Here is a 16,806-nt window from a genome sequence, read left to right on the forward strand (position 1 = left end):
AACGAACACGGCCACAACCGCACCCTTCACTGTAATCGATCACAGTCCGGGGACTGTAACCGGTCACAGTTACATAACGAACCCGTGATCGCGCACTTTTCGACCGCACAATGGAGGGGTTCGCACCCGGTGCGACATCACGACAGGGCGGCGGAGCAGCCGAGCTACGGCCCATCTCCCCCTGTGATCTCAGAGAGAGGCACACCGATGAAGGTGAAGAAGAAGGGCGCCGTCGCCCTCGGACTGCTCGTGGCGTCCGGCATCCTGGCGCTCGCCGGCTGCTCCGGCAGCACGACCGCACAACCGACGACCAGCGGCGACGCACAGGCCGCCACCAGCGGCGAGCTGACCGTGTGGGTCGACGCCGACCGTGCTCGAGCGCTCGAGGATGTGGCGAAGAAGTTCGAGCAGGAGAAGGGCGTCAAGGTCAACCTCGTCGTCAAGGACTACGGCAAGATCCGCGACGAGTTCACCGCACAGGTGCCTACGGGCAAGGGACCCGACATCACGATCGGCGGGCACGACTGGATCGGCGCGTTCGTCAAGGACGGAATCGTGGCGCCGGTCGAACTGGGCGACAAGGCGGCCGACTTCGAGAAGGTCGCCATCGAGGCGGTCACCTACGACGGCAAGACCTACGGCCTTCCGTACGCCATCGAGAACATCGCCGTGCTGCGCAACACCGCGCTGGCCGACTCCACCCCGGCCACCTACGACGACATGATCGCGAAGGGCCGCGCCGCCGGCACGGAGTACCCGTTCGTCGTGGGCCTGGACCCGCAGGCGTCCGACCCGTACCACCTGTACCCGTTCCAGACCTCCTTCGGTACCTCGGTCTTCGGGCGCAATGCCGATGGCTCGTACGACGCGAGCAAGCTGTCGATCGGCGACGAGGGCGGACAGAAGTTCGCCGCGTGGCTCACCGCGCAGGGAGACACCGGCACCAAGGTGCTGAACCTCAACCTCTCCGGCGACCTGGCCAAGGAAGCCTTCAACGCCGGCAAGTCGCCGTACTTCCTCACCGGCCCGTGGAACGTCGCCGACGCCCAGAAGGCCGGCATCGACGTCGCGGTCGACGCGATTCCGACGGCGGGCGGCGGTGACGCACAGCCCTTCGCCGGCGTGCAGACGTTCTTCGTGAGCGCCAAGAGCGCCAACGCGCTGATCGCGAACGAGTTCCTCGTGAACTACATCGCCACCGCCGACGTGCAGACGGCTCTCTTCAAGGCCGGCGGGCGTCCCCCGGCACTGACCGCCGCGTTCGACGCTGCCAAGTCCGACCCGATCGTCGCCGGCTTCGCCGAGGTCGGCGCGAACGCGGTGCCGATGCCGTCCATCCCGCAGATGGGCTCGGTGTGGGACGACTGGGGCAAGACGGAGGCCGCCCTGATCAAGGGCGGCGGCGACCCTGCCGCGCAGTGGACCCAGATGGCCGACTCGATCGCCGCCAAGCTCGGTTGACCCCGTGCGGAGGGGTGGGCTCACGCTCACCCCTCCGCACCCCGATCCCCCCACGTTCCGACAGGAGTCGAAGATGACTGGCCCCACGATCGCCGCGCCGCCTACGCGCGCGCCCGAAGACCGCGCCGCGGCACGGCGCCGCCGACGCGCCGAGGCCTGGGCCGAAGCCGCAGGCGCCGGGTGGAAGGTCTGGCTGGTCAAGATCGTGTGCCTGGGCATCATCGACGCGATGGCCGTCTATGCGATCCTCGTCCTGCTGACCAAGGACAGCGTCGTCATCGCAGCGGTCGTTGCCCTCGGCATCCTCGCGATCAACGTCGTCTACCTGAAGCCGGGCCTTCTGCCTGCCAAGTACCTGACGCCGGGCCTGGTCTTCCTCTTCGTCTTCCAGATCTTCGTGGTGCTGTACTGCATCTACATCGCGTTCACGAACTACGGCTCGGGACACGTGTCGACGAAGGACGACGCCGTCAACGCGCTGCTCATCCAGAACCAGCAGCGCGTCGAGGACTCGGCCGCCTATCCCATGTCGGTCCTCGAGAAGGACGGCGCCCTCTTCTTCCTCGTGACCACTCCCGACGGCACCGCCGAGATCGGCAGCGCCGACCAGCCGCTCGAGGCGGCGTCGGATGCCGAGTTCACGGGCGGCCGCGCGGCGACGCTTCCCGGGTACACCACGTTGAACTTCGCTCAGCTCGTGGCCAACCAGGCGACGATCTCGTCGATGGCGGTGCCCTTCTCCACCGATCCCAACGACGGCACGCTCCAAACCCGCGACGGCTCGACGGCCTACCAGTACGTCTCCACGCTCGTGTGGGATGCCGCCGCAGGCACCATGACGAACACGCAGACGGGCGTCGTCTACACGGACAACGGCAACGGCTCGTTCGCCTCCGCCGACGGGCAGACCCTCGCCACGGGATGGCAGGTCTGGGTCGGCGTCGACAACTTCGTCCGGGCGTTTTCCACCGAGTCGATCCGTGGGCCCTTCCTCGCCGTGCTCGTCTGGACGTTCGTGTTCGCCATCCTGTCGGTGGCGACCACCTTCGCCCTCGGCCTGTTCCTCGCGATCGTCTTCAACGATCCGCGGATGAAGAGCAAGAAGTACTACCGGGTCATCATGATCCTCCCGTACGCCTTCCCCGCGTTCCTGTCGGCGCTGGTCTGGCAGGGAATGTTCAACCAGGACTTCGGCTTCATCAACCAGTCCATCCTCGGAGGGGCGTCGATCCCCTGGCTGCAGGATCCCCTGCTGGCGAAGGTGTCGATTCTCGTCGTGAACCTCTGGCTCGGCTTCCCCTACATGTTCCTCGTCACGACGGGTGCCATCCAGGCGATCCCCGACGACATCCAGGAAGCGGGGCGTGTCGACGGCGCCGGTGTATGGCAGATCTTCCGCCACATCAAGTTCCCGCTGCTGCTGGTGTCGGTGGCGCCGCTGCTGATCTCCTCGTTCGCGTTCAACTTCAACAACTTCAATCTGATCTACATGCTCACCGGCGGCGGCCCGCGCTTCGCCGACGCGTCGATCAACGTCGGCGCGAGCGACATTCTGATCTCGATGGTCTACAAGGTGGCCTTCGTGGGAGCCGAACGCGACTACGGCCTGGCCAGCGCGTTCTCGATCATCATCTTCGTGCTGGTGGCGGTCATCTCCTACCTCAGCTTCCGCCAGACCAAGGTGCTCGAGGAGCTGAACTGACATGACCACTGCTGAGACCCTCCCCGTCACCGGCACGGCAGCGACCCCGCCGAGCCCAACCGTCGCCCACGAGACGCGTCGCCGGTTCGGCCGGTGGTTCCGCGAGACCGGCTGGCGCCACCTCGTCGGCCTCGCGATGCTCGTCTTCTCGGCGTTCCCGCTCGTCTACGTGCTCTCGGCCTCGCTCAACCCGGGCGGGACGCTGCTGACGGCCAACAGCCTGTTCGCCACGGTCGACATCGGTAGTTACATCGCCCTGTTCCAAGACCCGCTGCGCCCGTACGGCAACTGGTTCGTCAATTCGGTGTTCATCGGGCTGACGACGTCGTTCTTCACCGTCGTGCTCTGCGCGCTCGCCGCCTACGCCTTCTCGCGCATGCGCTTCACCGGCCGCCGTTTCGGACTGCTGACGCTGCTGCTCGTGCAGATGTTCCCTCAGCTGCTCGCCGTGGTGGCCATCTTCCTGCTGATGTCGGCGATCGGCGACATCTTCCCGGCACTGGGTCTGAACTCCCAGATCGGGTTGATCATGGTCTATCTCGGCGGCGCGCTGGGCGTGAACACGTTCCTCATGTACGGCTTCTTCAACACCGTGCCGGCCTCGATCGACGAGGCGGCGAAGATCGACGGCGCCGGGCACGCTCGCATCTTCTTCACCATCATCCTGCGCCTGGTCGCCCCCGTGCTGGCTGTGATCGGCCTGTTGTCGTTCATCGGCACCATGAACGACTTCCTCATCGCGTCCGTCGTCCTCGTCGATCCCGACAAGCAGACGCTGGCGGTGGGGCTGTACCAGTTCGTCTCGCAGGAGACGGCGCGCAACTGGAGCGTGTTCGCTGCCGGCGCCGTGCTCGCGGCGATCCTGCCGATGGCACTGTTCCTGGGCCTCCAGCGCTTCATCGTCGGCGGCCTCACGGCCGGCTCGGTCAAGTAGCGCACGACCCGACCCGCGCCGCACACCACACAATCAGAGGGCTCTGCCACGGATGTCCGTGCAACCACGTCGCACCAGTGCCGACGTGTTGTCGGCGTTCCACGGAGGTTCTCATGATCGATCCCACCTGCCCGCACCACGACGGCTCGCCGTTGTACGTCTCGCACCCCGATCCGGCTCTCGGCGACGAGGTGACCGTCCGCCTCCGCGTGCCCCGCGCCTACGGCGGAGTCGACCGGGTCGTGGTGCGCAGCAACCCCGACCACGAGCCGGCGTGGGTGGAGGCCGAGTGCGACGGCGAACGGGACGGGTGGCAATGGTGGTCGGCGCGGATCGTCGTCGCCAACCCGCGCCACGGCTACCGCTTCCATCTCGTCCGCAGCGACGCAACGGTACAGATCCTCAACCAGGGCGGGCTCAGCGACGTCGACGTCCTCGACGCGCAGGATTTCGCCCTCGTCGCCGGCAACCCGCCGCCGCCGTGGATGGCCGACACCGTGCTGTACCAGATCTTCCCCGATCGTTTCGCGCGATCGGATGCCGCAGCCGACCGCCCGCTTCCGCAGTGGGCGATCCCCGCAGCCTGGGATGACCCGCTGGATCCCTCCCACCCGGGTCGCAGCCGGCAGCTCTACGGCGGAGACCTCGACGGCGTCGTGGACCGGCTGGACCACCTCGTCGATCTGGGTGTGAACGCGCTGTACCACACGCCGATCTTCCCCGCGGAGTCGAATCACCGATACGACGCCGCCAGCTTCGATCACGTCGACGAACTCCTCGGCGGCGACGACGCCTACCGACGTCTCATCGAGGCAGCGCACGCGCGCGGCATCCGCGTGATCGGCGATCTCACCACCAACCATTCCGGCGTCGCCCATGAGTGGTTCCGCAACGCGTACGGTCGGCCCGACGCGGCGGAAGCCGACTTCTACTACTTCCACGATGCGGCCCACACCACCTACGAGACGTGGCTGGATGCGGCGACGCTGCCGAAGTTCGACTGGAACAGCGCCGAACTGCGGCGCCGGTTCATCGAGGGACCCGACTCCGTCGTCGCCCGCTGGCTCGCGCAGCCGTACGGGATCGACGGGTGGCGCATCGACGTCGCCAACATGACCGGTCGACTCGGCGCCGAAGACCTCAACGCCGTCGTGCGCCAAACGGTGCGCCGGACGATGATCGAGGTCTCGCCCGACACGCTCCTGCTCGCCGAGTCGACGAACGATGCCGCCAGCGACCTGCAGGGAGATGCCTGGCACGGCGGCATGACCTACCCGGCGTTCACGCGCGGCGTGTGGTCGTGGCTCGCGGAGGCCCGACGCATCCCTCACCGCGGCTTCGACGGCCGCGTCAGCGATGAGATGTGGTTCTTCGGATTGCCCACCGGGATGCCGCGGTACACCGCGCAGCAGTTCGTGCGCCAGCTCCGGCTCTTCACCAGCCAGATTCCGTGGCGTGTGCAGCGCGGGACGATGTCGGCCCTCGACACCCACGACACCGCCCGGTTCGCCACCTACGCCGCGGCGGAGATGATCCCGCTCGCCGTCGGTCTGTCGATGACGCTGCCCGGCATCCCCGTCGTCTACGCCGGCGACGAGTTCGGACTCGAGGCCGTGGACGGTGAGATGAGCCGCACCCCACTCCCCTGGGAGCGCATCGGCGAACCCGAGATCGCCGCCCGCATCGGCCTCTACCGTGAGCTCATCGGCCTTCGTCGCGCGCACGCGGCGCTCTCGACGGGCGGCCTGCGCTGGTTGCACGCGGACGACGATGCGCTCGTGTTCATCCGCGAGAACGCGGACGAGGCGGTGCTGGTCCTCGCCGCTCGTACCGACGTCGAGATCCGTCTCGACATGGCCCTGGTCGGCGCGGCGACGGCCAGGGCCGCGCGCTATGCGGCAGGGACGGTCGAACTCGTCGCGGATGACGGCGCGGTGCGCCTGCACGGCAGAGGAGCGAGCTTCGCCGTCTGGACGCTGCCGGGCGTCACCGCTCCGCCCGCGCGTGCGGAGCGGTCCGTCGCAACGCCGGAGGCCTTCGCGCAGTTGGGCGGTCCCGCCGTCTGAGCGGGCATCACCGCGAGGCGAGCACCGCCTGGTAGAGGTCGCGGCTGGACAAGCCGGTCGCTGCCGCGACCTCGGCAGCGGCGTCCTTCAAACGGACGCCGTCGGCCACGAGGGCCTGCACCTGCGAGACAGCGTCCTCGGCCGACACGTCGCGAGCCGGCGCTCCGCCGACGACGACGACGATCTCGCCGCGGACCCCCTCGCGGGCCCAGTCGGCGAGGGCTGCCAGACCGTCGCGGACGACCTCCTCGTGCAGCTTGGTGAGTTCCCGGCAGACGGCGGCGGGCCGATCGGCACCGAAGGCGGCGGCCATGGCGTGCAGCGTCTCGGCCAGACGCGACGGCGCCTCGAAGAAGACCATCGTGCGCGGCTCGCTCGACAGCAGAGCGAGAGCGCGTGCACGCTCTCCGGCTTTGCGTGGCAGGAATCCCTCGAAGGTGAAGCGATCGGTGGGCAACCCGGCCACGGCGAGCGCCGTGACCACGGCGCTCGGTCCCGGCAGTGCCGTGACCGCGACGCCCTGTGCGACGGCCTCGGCGACGAGGCCGTACCCCGGATCGCTCACGGTCGGCATCCCCGCATCGCTCAGAACGAGCAGGTCCTCCTCACGCGCACGGGCGACGAGCTCGGCCGCACGCTGCTTCTCGTTGTGGTCGTGAAGGGCGACCAGCCGCGGACGATTGGCGATGCCCAACCCCTGCAGCAGCCGTTGCGTCGTGCGGGTGTCCTCGGCGGCGATGACGCTCGCCTGCTCGAGCGCGGCGACGAGCCGCGCCGACGCGTCGCCCAGATTGCCGATGGGAGTCGCACCGAGGATGATCACCGCTTCAGCTTAGGCTGGTGGCCGTGTCGACCACCGCCGAGCCGATCCCACCGCTGCTGCCACCCGTGCGCCGGTCTGCGTACGACCGTTGGCGCGAGCGCGTCGCGGACGATCCACGACTCCAGCGGTTGTACGGATGGCTCGCTCCGCTGGCGGTGACGCTGCTCGCCGGCATCCTTCGCTTCTGGAACCTCGGGCATCCGCACGTGCTGGTCTTCGACGAGACCTACTACGTGAAGGACGCGTGGAGCCAGTGGAATCTCGGCTATGCGGCGACCTGGCCCGACGGCGCCGATGCACGATTCGCGGCGGGCGAGACGAACATCTTCACGAGCGATCCGAGTTTCGTCGTCCATCCCCCGCTCGGCAAGTATCTCATCGGCTTCGGCATGTGGCTGTTCGGACCCGACAGCTCCTTCGGCTGGCGAGCCATGACCGCACTGTTCGGCACAGCCCTCGTGCTGCTGCTCTTCCTCGTCGCGAAGACGCTGACGAACTCGACGGTGTTCGCGACCGTCGCCTCCTTCCTCCTCGCGATCGACGGCCTCGGCATCGTCATGAGCCGGGTCGCGCTGCTCGACGTGTTCCTGGCGTTCTTCATCGTGCTGGCGTTCTGGTTCGCCCTTCTCGATCGTCGACGCCACCTCGACCGCCTCGCCGCCGCGATCGTCGCACGCGGGGTGGATGACGGGCCTCCCGCATGGGGCGCCGTGCTCTGGAACCGTCCGTGGATCATCGCCGCAGGGGCCGCCGCCGGCGCGGCGACAGCGGTGAAGTGGTCGGGGGTCTGGGTCCTCGCGGCCATCGGGCTCTACCTCGTCGTCACCGATGCACTCGAACGTCGACGACTCGGCGTCACCTTCTGGCCGATGGATGCCGTGCGGCAGGGGCTCGCCTCGTTCGTGCTGCTGGTGCCGGTCGCCTTCGTCGTGTACCTCGGCTCCTGGAGTGGATGGCTCTTCAGTGACGGCGGCTACGACCGCAAGGTCGCCGAGATCAGCCCCGCCACGGGGTTCTTCTCCTGGGTGCCGCTTCCCCTGCAGAGTCTGTGGAAGTACCACGAGACCATCTACGCCTCGATGGCGGGCATGACCTCCCCGCACAGCTACTCCAGCGCGGCGTGGGCGTGGCCGTTCCTCTGGCGTCCGACGTCGATGTACGCGTTCTCCAGCCTCGACGGCAAGAACGGCTGCAGCGACGACAACGGCTGCCTGCAGGTGCTGTACAGCATGCCGAATCCGCTGCTGTGGTACGGCTCGGTCATCGCCGCGCTGTACCTCGTGTACCGCTTCGCCGTCGCTCGCGACTGGCGCTACGCCGTGGTGCTGGTCGGCATCGCGGCCACGTGGCTTCCCTGGTTGATGTATCCCGAGCGCACGGTGTTCCAGTTCTACACGATCGTGATCTGGCCGTTCCTGCTGCTGGCGCTCACCTTCGCGCTGCGGGAGGTCGCTGGCGCGGCCCACGCCCCGCACGAGCGCCGCACGGCCGGACAGCGGGTCGTGATCGTGTTCCTCGTCGCGGCGGTGGTCTTGTCGGCTTTCTGGTGTCCGCTGTGGTCGGCGACGCAGGTCCCCTACGACTTCTACCGTCTGCACAACTGGATGCAGGGCTGGGTCTGACACACGACGGCACCGTCACCGGAACGGTGCGGGACCGCTCCGGTGACGGTCGGGTCAGTTGACCTCGTCGGGGTGCGCGGAGACACGACCCCCGCGCTCGAGCGCGGTGATCGCCGACTGCTCGTCGTCGCTCAGCTCGAAGTCGAACAGGTCGAGGTTCTCGCGGATGCGCTCGGGGTTGTTCGACTTCGGGAAGATGATGTGGCCCTGCTGGATGTGCCAGCGGAGCACCACCTGCGCGGGCGTCTTGCCGTGGGCCGCCGCCGCGGCGGCTACGGGCGCCTCGTCGAAGAGCGGGTACTTGCCCTGTCCGAGCGGCCCCCACGCCTCGATCAGGATGCCGTGCTCCTTCGCGAACGAGGCGACGTCCGGCTGCTGGTAGGCCGGGTGCAGTTCGATCTGGTCGACCGCGGGCGTGACACCCGTGGCCGCGATGATCTCGGACAGGTGCGACGGCAGGTGGTTGGAGACGCCGATGCTGCGGGCCTTACCGGCCTCGCGGATCTGCACCATCTTCTCCCACGCGTTCACGTAGTTGCCGTTGGCCGGCGCGGGCCAGTGCACGAGGTACAGGTCGACGGCGTCCAGGCCCAGCTTCTGCAGGCTCTCGTCGATGGCGGCGAACGGCTCATCGCCAGCCTGACGATCGTTCCAGAGCTTCGTGGTGATGAAGAGCTCGTCGCGGGCGATGCCGCTGGCGGCGATCGCACGTCCGACGCCGTCCTCGTTGCCGTAGATCGCGGCGGTGTCGATGTGCCGGTAACCGGCCCCGAGGGCGTCGCTGACGATGCGCTCGGTCTGCGCGGGATCGACTTTGAAGACGCCGAAGCCGAGCTGCGGGATGGTGTGTCCGTCGTTGAGGGTGAGGAGGGGAATGCTCATCCGTCCAGCGTAGGCGTCCGCGCCGACGCCGAGGGTGGATGCCGCGGCATCCACCGCATGGGTTGTTCTCCCCATCGCGACCCGTCTGCGCCCTCCCGTAGGGTCTGACGGAGGGAGGCGGACACATGAGCGACCTGAAGATCGATGTCGGCGAGGTGCTGGCGAGCGCGTCCAGCGCCGAGCGGATCGCGGGAGACTTCTCGGCGGCCGAGCGCATCGCCGACGAGACGGCCGGCTACACGGGGCACGACGGCTTGGCCGGCAAAGTGCGCGACTTCGGCGACAAGTGGGACATCGCCCGCGGAAAGCTGGAGGACAACCTGACGTTCATCGCGGACTACCTCCGCGCCGTCGTCGACACGTTCGAGGACCTCGACACCAACCTCGCCTCAGCCCTCCAGCAGTCGGCGGCGGGCGATCAGACCGCCGCGACCAACCTGAACGACGAGATCGGCAAGAGCACCGCGCCCGCCGCCCCGGCAGCGCCCGCGCCGACGCCGAGCCCGTCACCGGGACCCTCGCCGACTCCGCCCGCAGGAGGTGACCGATGACTCTTCCCGGCAACCCGGAGGCGCTCGCGGCGCGCGCCGCGACGTACGTGTCGTCGGCGAGCCGCATCGAGCGCGCCGCCGACGATCTGCGCAACCTCGCCTACGCCAGCACCGCGCGTTCGCTGGACGCGATCCGCGAGCGCAGTGGCCAGGTCGCCGGCGACCTTTCGGCCGCCTATGGCCGCTACGCGGGCACGGCGAACGCTCTGGTCGAGTACGCCGCGGCCCTGCGCGAGGCGCACCGCAAGGCGGACGAGGCCGACGCCAGCGAGGCCTACGCTGAGCGGCACGCCGGTAACGCCGACACCCAGGTGGCCGCATACGACAGACAGGTCCGCGCCCTCGAGCAGTCGGCGGCCCCCGCCGGCAACATCGAGGCGGCGGAACGCCAGTTGGCCGATGCGCGCGCGGCCGCCCGTCGGTACGACAACGCGGCCACCGCCGCGCGAGAGGCCCACGAGCAGGCCCGACGCGACATGGAAGCCGCCGCACAGCGCGCGATGTCGCTCATCGACAGCGCGATCGACGCCACCAACGAGGGGTGGCTCGACACGGTCGGCAACTTCTTCGAGGGTCTCGGATCGTTCTTCGCCGACCTCGGAAAGTGGATCGGCGACGTCCTCCAAGATCTGTGGAAAGAGCTCGAGCGGCTCGTCGCGACCGTTCTGGCGTTGGTGGGAACCGTCCTCATCCTCGCGCTGGTCTATGCGCTGCTGTCGATGATCCCGTTCATCGGTCCGTTCATCGGCGCTGGTGGTGGGCCTGCTCGCGGGATTCCTTCTCACGAGCATCCTCTCGGACGTCCTCAAGCCGACCCCGCAGGTGAACGAATACGACCGCACACGGAGGGAGAAGCGCGATTCGCAGGGCGAGCCCACCGATCTCGCACACGCCCTCAAGGACGCGGGCTACGTCGATTCCCTCGGTCACTACACCGAGGACAGCGCCGATGAGACTGTGATCAAGGTCACGAAGGTGGTCGACGCCGACGGCGTCGTGCGCTGGCGTGTCGCTCTGCCGAGCACGCAGGAGTGGCTCTCTCGTTTCAACGGCGACCAGGGCGCGGTCAACGATCTCGACAGCAATCTCGCTCTCATGCTCACGCCGTCCCTGCGATCGCAGTACGAGCGCGCGGTCCTGCAGGCGATGCAGCAGGCCGGGGTCGGCCCGGACGACCCGGTGATGCTGGTCGGCTTCAGCCAGGGCGGGATCATGGCAGGCCACCTCGCCGCCTACAACTCGGACTACAACTGGGACGCGGTCGTGGTTGCCGGCGCGCCGATCGACAGCATGCCCATCCCGTCCTCGACGACCGTCGTCTCGGTGCAGCACGTCGGCGACCCCGTGCCACGCCTCGATTCGGTGATCTCCCTGGGCACCGACGGATACGCGCAGCAGCGGCCCAACTGGACGACGATCAACACCCCCTCGCCTCTGGCGTCCCAGGGAGTCGGCGGCATCCACAACGCCGCCGCCTACAACTCGACGCTTCAGAACCAGATCGACCGGGTGCCCCGCGGCACACAGGACGACCTCGACGCGTACTTCATCGGCGACGGCAGCACGTACGGTTATGACACCACCTACTACTCCTGGCAGGAGAAATGATGCCCGGATCGAACCGCGTCGCCGTCGCAGCCGCGACGGCGGTGCTCGCGATGGCGGCGCTCACCGCGTGCACGGCCGGAAACGCTGCGCCCGCCGCATCCAGCGCATCTCAGGAAGGAACCGACGTGGACCTGCAGAGCGTCTATGCCGCCATCTCGGCGGCCGACCCGGGGGCCGAAGACCCCCTGGGCACCGTGAGCACCTCCGGTATGGCGAAGACCCTGTCGGTGAGCGTGCTCGTCGCCGCCGATGAACCGATGACCACCGATCGTCTCGTCGCGATCCTGGTCGCGATCCGCGATACGACGCCCGCGAGCATCGAGACCGTGACCGTGATCGCCCGCGACGTCGCCGACGAGGAGAAGATCGTCGACCTCTCCACCGCTGTCGCGGGCCTGCCCGACGACGTGACGGCGCTGCACGACGGCGGTGTCACGCTCAGTCGCGTCGACCTCGAGAAGCTGTGAGCGACGACGCCGTCCCGGAGCTCGTGTTCCGCCTCGTCGGCACGTGGTGGCCCGTCGCGCTGGACGACGACGAGGAGGCGCGCGCCTCGGCGGCCGACGTCGCCCGTGGCACCCTGGGCACCGCCGACCAGCACGCCACGGCCCGCCGGAAGATGCGCGACGACCTCGTCGAGGCCGCACGGGCCGCGCGCGAGGCGCACGGGCGGTTGCTGCTGCTGCAGACGGAGCTCGGCCCCGGGGAGCCGATGTCCGCGATGCTGACACTCTTCGACGACGACCGGTTCCGGATGAGCCCCGCCATCGGCACGAACCCCGAGCGCGTGCTCGCCGTGCTCGACGAGGCCCTGCCGACGATCGCTCCCGAGATGTCGGCCACGGCGGTGCGGCGTCCGTTCGCGGATGGCGAGGTGGTCCGCGCGCATCGGATCGACGAGTCGGTCGAGGTCGAGAACGGCGAGGCTTTCACGCAGCGCCGCCTCGTCGCCCACTACTGGTACCCCGTCCCGGACTCGAAGAAGCTCGCTCTCGTGGTGCTCTCGAGCCCGCTCGGCGACATTCCGAACGTGCTGCTGACCTATTTCGACGCGATCGTGGAAGTGTCGGGGTTCCGCCCGAGCGCCTGATCGTCCCGAGCGCAATACGATGGAGGGCTATGCCTTCCCCCACGCCCGTGATCTCCTACCCGCCGGAGCTGCCCGTCAGCGCCGCGCGGGACGAGATCGCGCGCGCGATCCGGGATCATCAGGTCGTGATCGTGGCCGGCGCGACCGGGTCGGGCAAGACCACGCAGCTGCCGAAGATCTGCCTCGAGCTCGGGCGCACGAAGATCGCGCACACCCAGCCGCGACGCATCGCCGCGCGCACCATCGCGGAGCGCATCGCCGAGGAGCTGCAGGTGCCCCTCGGCGGTGCCGTCGGCTACAAGGTGCGTTTCACCGATCAGGTGTCGGAGGACACCCGGATCGCGCTCGTGACCGACGGCATCCTCCTCAACGAGATCCACCGCGACCGCCTGCTGCGCCGCTATGACACGATCATCATCGACGAGGCCCACGAGCGGTCGCTGAACATCGACTTCCTCCTCGGCTACCTCGCACGCATCCTGCCCGAGCGTCCCGATCTGAAGCTCGTCATCACCTCGGCGACGATCGATCCTGAGAGCTTCGCGAGACACTTCGCGGATGCCGGGGGCACACCCGCGCCGATCGTCGAGGTGTCCGGCCGCACCTACCCGGTCGAGATTCGCTACCGCCCGGGTGCGGCCGACTCCGACAGCCCGCGCGACGGCGACCGTGACGAGGTCGACACGCTGACGGCCGCTCTGCGGGAGCTCGACCGCGAAGCGAACGGCGATGTCCTCGTCTTCCTCCCCGGCGAGGCGGAGATCCGCGACGCGATGGATGCCGTCCGCGGCATGTACGCGAAGGATGCGCGCCCCACGGAGGTCCTCCCCCTCTACGGTCGGCTCTCCGCCGCCGAACAGCACCGCGTGTTCGAGCCGTCGGCCGTCGCCGGCGTGCGTCGGCGCGTGATCCTGGCGACCAACGTTGCCGAGACGAGTCTCACGGTTCCCGGCATCCGCTACGTGATCGATGCGGGTACGGCCCGCATCTCCCGCTACAGTGCACGCTCGAAGGTGCAGCGTCTGCCGATCGAGGCGGTGTCGCAGGCGTCGGCCCAGCAGCGTTCCGGACGAGCCGGGCGCACCTCGAACGGCATCGCGATCCGCCTCTACAGCGAGGACGACTTCCTCGCACGCCCGGAATACACCGAGCCCGAGATCCTCCGTACCTCCCTCGCGTCCGTCATCCTGCAGATGCTCGCACTCGGATTCGGCGACATCGAGGACTTCCCCTTCCTCACGAAGCCGGACAGCCGCGGAGTCAAAGCCGCATTCGACCTGCTGACCGAGCTGCGCGCCGTCTCGCCGTCACGGCGGCTGACCTCCCTCGGCCGCGAGATCGCACGGCTGCCGATCGACCCCCGCTTCGCGCGGATGCTCATCGAGGCGCGCCGTCTGGAGGTGCTCCCCGACGTGCTCGCGATCGTCGCCGGGCTGTCGATCCAGGACGTCCGCGAACGCCCGTCGGCCGAAGACCCCGCGGCGAGAGAGCAGGCCGACCGCCTCCACGCGCGCTTCGCCGATCCGACGAGCGACTTCCTCGCCCTCCTCAACCTCTGGAACCACCTGCAGGAACAGCAGCGCGACCTCGGCTCCAGCGCCTTCCGACGCCTGTGCCGCAGCGAGTTCCTCAACTATGTGCGGGTGCGCGAATGGGCCGACGTGCACCGGCAGCTGCGCCAGCTGATGGGCGCGAAGACCGGTTCGACCTCCGACGGCGCGGCGGCCGACCCCGCGCGCGTGCACCGGGCGATCCTGTCGGGTCTGCTCTCGCACATCGGCATCCTCGACACCCGCTCGCTGACACCGGCGAAGAACGGCGCGGCGAAGGGCGGCGGAAACGACCGTCGCAAGCAGATCGCGACCTACCGCGGAGCGCGGGGCGCGAATTTCGCCATCTTCCCCGGATCGGGTCTGCGCAAGGCGAGCCCCGATGCGGTCATGGCGGCCGAGCTGGTCGAGACCTCGCGGCTGTTCGCCCGCACCGTGGCGGCGATCGATCCCGCGTGGGCCGAGGAGCTCGCCGGCGATCTCGCCCACCGTCAGCTCAGCGACCCGCACTGGTCGAAGGATGCCGGTGCCGCCGTCGCCGCCGAGAAGGTCACGCTCTTCGGGGTGGAGATCATCCCGCGCCGGCGCGTGCAGCTGGCCCGCATCGACCGTCCGCTCGCGCGGGAGCTGTTCATCCGGCACGCGCTCGTCGACGGCGACTGGAACAGCCAGCACCTCGACAAGCGCCTGACCGCATTCGAACGCCGCAACCTGGAGCTGCGGCGCCACCTGGAGAAGGTGGAGGAGCGCGAACGCCGCCGCGACATCCTCGTCGGCGACGAGGCCGTCTTCACGTTCTACGACGCGCGCGTGCCGCACGACGTGTTCGATGTGCGCTCGTTCGAGACGTGGTGGCGCGGGGCCTCGCCGCGCTCACCGCGCCTTCTCGACATGACCGAGGCCGACCTCCGCGATGACGCGTCGGGGGCGGATGAGCGCGCCTTCCCCGGTCGTTGGCAGCAGGGCGACCAGGTGCTCTCGCTCGCGTATCGTTTCGAACCCGGAAATCCGGAGGACGGCGTCAGCGTGGTCGTGCCGCTTCCGCTGCTGGCGGCGCTGCGCCCCGACGGTTTCGACTGGCAGGTGCCGGGATTGCGGGCGGAGCTGATGACGGCACTGTTGAAAGCGCTGCCGAAGGCGATCCGCCGGCACGTGGTGCCGGCCGCGGACTGGGCGGCGAAGCTCGGCGAGGACGTGGCGTCGGCCGGTCCTGAGCACCACGACGGATTGCCGCCCCAGACGCTGCGCAGCGCGCTGGCCGCCCGCATCCAGCGCGTGGCGAACCAGCCCGTGACGGCCGACGACTTCGACCTCGAGCGGGTGCCCGCGCACCTGCTGATGACGTTCCGGGCCGTCGATCACCGGGGACGCACCGTCGGCACCTCCCGCGACCTCGCCGACCTGCAGAGCCGCCTCGCCGGCCGCGCCCGCGAGCAGGTCGCCCGCACCCTCACGCGCGAGCAGCAACCCGCCGGGCGCGTCGCCCGCGCCTCGGGGATCTCGGAGTCCGGCATGCCGTCGGGCGGCGGGGCGGCGACGGCATCCGCCAGCGCGGCGCCGCAGATCGTCGAGCGCAGCGGCATTCTGACGTGGGACCTCGGCACACTCCCCGAGGTCGTCGACACGAAGGTCGCCGGCGGCGTCGTGCGGGGCTACCCCGCGCTCGTGGACGAGAAGGATGCCGTGGCGCTGCGCATCGAGTCCACGCCCGAACGGGCCGCACGCCTCACGCACGCGGGGGTTCGTCGCCTGCTGCTGCTCGCCGTGCCCTCGCCGAGCGCCTACGTGCTCGAGCATCTGACCGCTGCGGAGAAGCTCTCTCTCGCGGCGTCGCCGTACCCGTCCGCGAAGGCGCTCATCGAGGATGCGCGCGTCGCCGTCGCGGACGCGGTGATGGCGCGCGTCGCCCCGGGCGGCGTCCGCACACCCGAGCAGTTCGCCGTCGTCCGCGACGCGCTGTCGTCGGCCGTGGTCGACGAGCTGTTCCAGGCGGTCTCGCTGACGGCACGCATCCTGACGCTGCAGCGCGACGTCGAGCGTGCCGTGAAGTCGCAGAACGCGATGACGCTGCTGGCTGCGCTCGGCGACGTGAAAGCGCAGCTCAGCGGGCTCATCTACCCCGGATTCATCGCGCGCACCGGCCTCGATCGGCTGCGTCATCTTCCCCGCTACCTGCAGGGCGCCCTGGAGCGGGTGCGTGCACTCGCCGACAATCCGGGCCGGGATCGCCAGCGTCTGACCGAGTTCGAACGCGCGGCGGCGCTCTACGCGGAGGCCGGCGGTGCGCTCCCCCTTGCCGCCGATGCGCCGCCCGCGGTCGCGCACGCACGCTGGCTGCTCGAGGAGTACCGCGTGAGCCTGTTCGCCCAGGCGCTCGGCACCGCCGAGCCCGTCTCGCTCCCCCGCATCACGAAGGCGCTCTCCGCCTGACCCCACCCGCCGTGCGCGTCCCGATCTCCGCGGAGCGTGTCCCCATTCCCGCGGAGCGTGTCCCGATTCCTGCTGGGTGAGAGCGCT

At 69.2% G+C, this 16,806-nt stretch carries 13 protein-coding genes; 11 read left to right on the top strand and 2 right to left on the bottom strand.

What is annotated here, in order from left to right; genetic code table 11:
* Positions 1 to 207 precede the first annotated feature (207 nt).
* The 4 genes from JOE53_RS08600 (at position 208) to JOE53_RS08615 (ending at position 6,163) form a co-directional block, all read left to right on the top strand.
* Positions 208 to 1,461: a sugar ABC transporter substrate-binding protein gene (locus JOE53_RS08600; RefSeq protein WP_204947421.1), complete on the top strand. Its 1,254-nt coding sequence runs from the start codon at positions 208 to 210 to the stop codon at positions 1,459 to 1,461.
* 73 nt (positions 1,462 to 1,534) lie between these two features.
* A complete protein-coding gene (locus JOE53_RS08605) occupies positions 1,535 to 3,163 on the top strand; it encodes an ABC transporter permease subunit (protein WP_204947422.1) in 1,629 nt (542 codons plus the stop codon).
* A 1-nt stretch (position 3,164) separates the two neighbouring features.
* Complete coding sequence (locus tag JOE53_RS08610) at positions 3,165 to 4,097, top strand: sugar ABC transporter permease (RefSeq protein WP_036284674.1); 933 nt, start codon at positions 3,165 to 3,167, stop codon at positions 4,095 to 4,097.
* Positions 4,098 to 4,210: 113 nt separating this feature from the next.
* A complete protein-coding gene (locus JOE53_RS08615; protein ID WP_204947423.1) occupies positions 4,211 to 6,163 on the top strand; it encodes a glycoside hydrolase family 13 protein in 1,953 nt (650 codons plus the stop codon).
* Between the two features lie 7 nt (positions 6,164 to 6,170).
* Here JOE53_RS08615 and rsmI read toward each other — a convergent pair whose 3' ends face one another.
* Positions 6,171 to 6,986 carry a 16S rRNA (cytidine(1402)-2'-O)-methyltransferase gene (rsmI, locus tag JOE53_RS08620; protein ID WP_204947424.1) on the bottom strand — a complete coding sequence of 272 codons (816 nt, stop codon included), beginning with the start codon at positions 6,984 to 6,986 and terminating at the stop codon, positions 6,171 to 6,173.
* Between the two features lie 23 nt (positions 6,987 to 7,009).
* Here rsmI and JOE53_RS08625 point away from each other — a divergent pair, with 23 nt between their 5' ends.
* Positions 7,010 to 8,608 (top strand): dolichyl-phosphate-mannose--protein mannosyltransferase, encoded by a 1,599-nt coding sequence (locus JOE53_RS08625; protein WP_204947425.1) that lies wholly within the window; start codon positions 7,010 to 7,012, stop codon positions 8,606 to 8,608.
* Between the two features lie 54 nt (positions 8,609 to 8,662).
* On the opposite strand, the gene JOE53_RS08630 is transcribed toward JOE53_RS08625, so the two are convergent.
* Complete coding sequence (locus JOE53_RS08630; RefSeq protein WP_204947426.1) at positions 8,663 to 9,490, bottom strand: aldo/keto reductase; 828 nt, start codon at positions 9,488 to 9,490, stop codon at positions 8,663 to 8,665.
* Between the two features lie 125 nt (positions 9,491 to 9,615).
* On the opposite strand from JOE53_RS08630, the gene JOE53_RS08635 reads away from it, so the two are divergent.
* Genes JOE53_RS08635 through hrpA form a run of 6 tightly spaced genes read left to right on the top strand, consistent with a single transcriptional unit; the run spans position 9,616 to position 16,719 of the window.
* Entirely contained in the window at positions 9,616 to 10,041 is a 426-nt protein-coding gene (locus JOE53_RS08635; protein WP_204947427.1) for a hypothetical protein, read from the top strand.
* Positions 10,038 to 10,994, top strand: a complete 957-nt coding sequence (locus JOE53_RS14740) for a hypothetical protein (protein WP_233449522.1) — start codon at positions 10,038 to 10,040, stop codon at positions 10,992 to 10,994. Before JOE53_RS08635 ends, JOE53_RS14740 begins: the two co-directional genes overlap by 4 nt.
* Positions 10,995 to 10,998: 4 nt before the next feature.
* On the top strand, positions 10,999 to 11,649 hold the full coding sequence (locus JOE53_RS14745; protein WP_233449523.1) for an alpha/beta hydrolase family protein: 651 nt from the start codon (positions 10,999 to 11,001) through the stop codon (positions 11,647 to 11,649).
* Complete coding sequence (locus JOE53_RS08645) at positions 11,649 to 12,116, top strand: hypothetical protein (protein WP_204947428.1); 468 nt, start codon at positions 11,649 to 11,651, stop codon at positions 12,114 to 12,116. The genes JOE53_RS14745 and JOE53_RS08645 overlap by 1 nt, the downstream gene beginning before the upstream one ends.
* Entirely contained in the window at positions 12,113 to 12,739 is a 627-nt protein-coding gene (locus JOE53_RS08650) for a hypothetical protein (protein ID WP_204947429.1), read from the top strand. The genes JOE53_RS08645 and JOE53_RS08650 overlap by 4 nt, the downstream gene beginning before the upstream one ends.
* A gap of 29 nt (positions 12,740 to 12,768) precedes the next feature.
* On the top strand, positions 12,769 to 16,719 hold the full coding sequence (gene hrpA / locus JOE53_RS08655) for an ATP-dependent RNA helicase HrpA (RefSeq protein ID WP_204947430.1): 3,951 nt from the start codon (positions 12,769 to 12,771) through the stop codon (positions 16,717 to 16,719).
* The last annotated feature ends 87 nt before the right edge of the window (positions 16,720 to 16,806 follow it).

It is taken from the genome of Microbacterium laevaniformans (assembly GCF_016907555.1).
GTDB lineage: Bacteria > Actinomycetota > Actinomycetes > Actinomycetales > Microbacteriaceae > Microbacterium > Microbacterium laevaniformans.

Coding starts and splice junctions, on each gene's coding strand:
- JOE53_RS08600 (WP_204947421.1), top strand. CDS start 208: ATGAAGGTGAAGAAGAAGGGCGCCGTCGCCCTCGGACTGCTCGTGGCG.
- JOE53_RS08605 (WP_204947422.1), top strand. CDS start 1,535: ATGACTGGCCCCACGATCGCCGCGCCGCCTACGCGCGCGCCCGAAGAC.
- JOE53_RS08610 (WP_036284674.1), top strand. CDS start 3,165: ATGACCACTGCTGAGACCCTCCCCGTCACCGGCACGGCAGCGACCCCG.
- JOE53_RS08615 (WP_204947423.1), top strand. CDS start 4,211: ATGATCGATCCCACCTGCCCGCACCACGACGGCTCGCCGTTGTACGTC.
- JOE53_RS08630 (WP_204947426.1), bottom strand. CDS start 9,490: ATGAGCATTCCCCTCCTCACCCTCAACGACGGACACACCATCCCGCAG.
- JOE53_RS08635 (WP_204947427.1), top strand. CDS start 9,616: ATGAGCGACCTGAAGATCGATGTCGGCGAGGTGCTGGCGAGCGCGTCC.
- JOE53_RS14740 (WP_233449522.1), top strand. CDS start 10,038: ATGACTCTTCCCGGCAACCCGGAGGCGCTCGCGGCGCGCGCCGCGACG.
- JOE53_RS08645 (WP_204947428.1), top strand. CDS start 11,649: ATGCCCGGATCGAACCGCGTCGCCGTCGCAGCCGCGACGGCGGTGCTC.
- hrpA (WP_204947430.1), top strand. CDS start 12,769: ATGCCTTCCCCCACGCCCGTGATCTCCTACCCGCCGGAGCTGCCCGTC.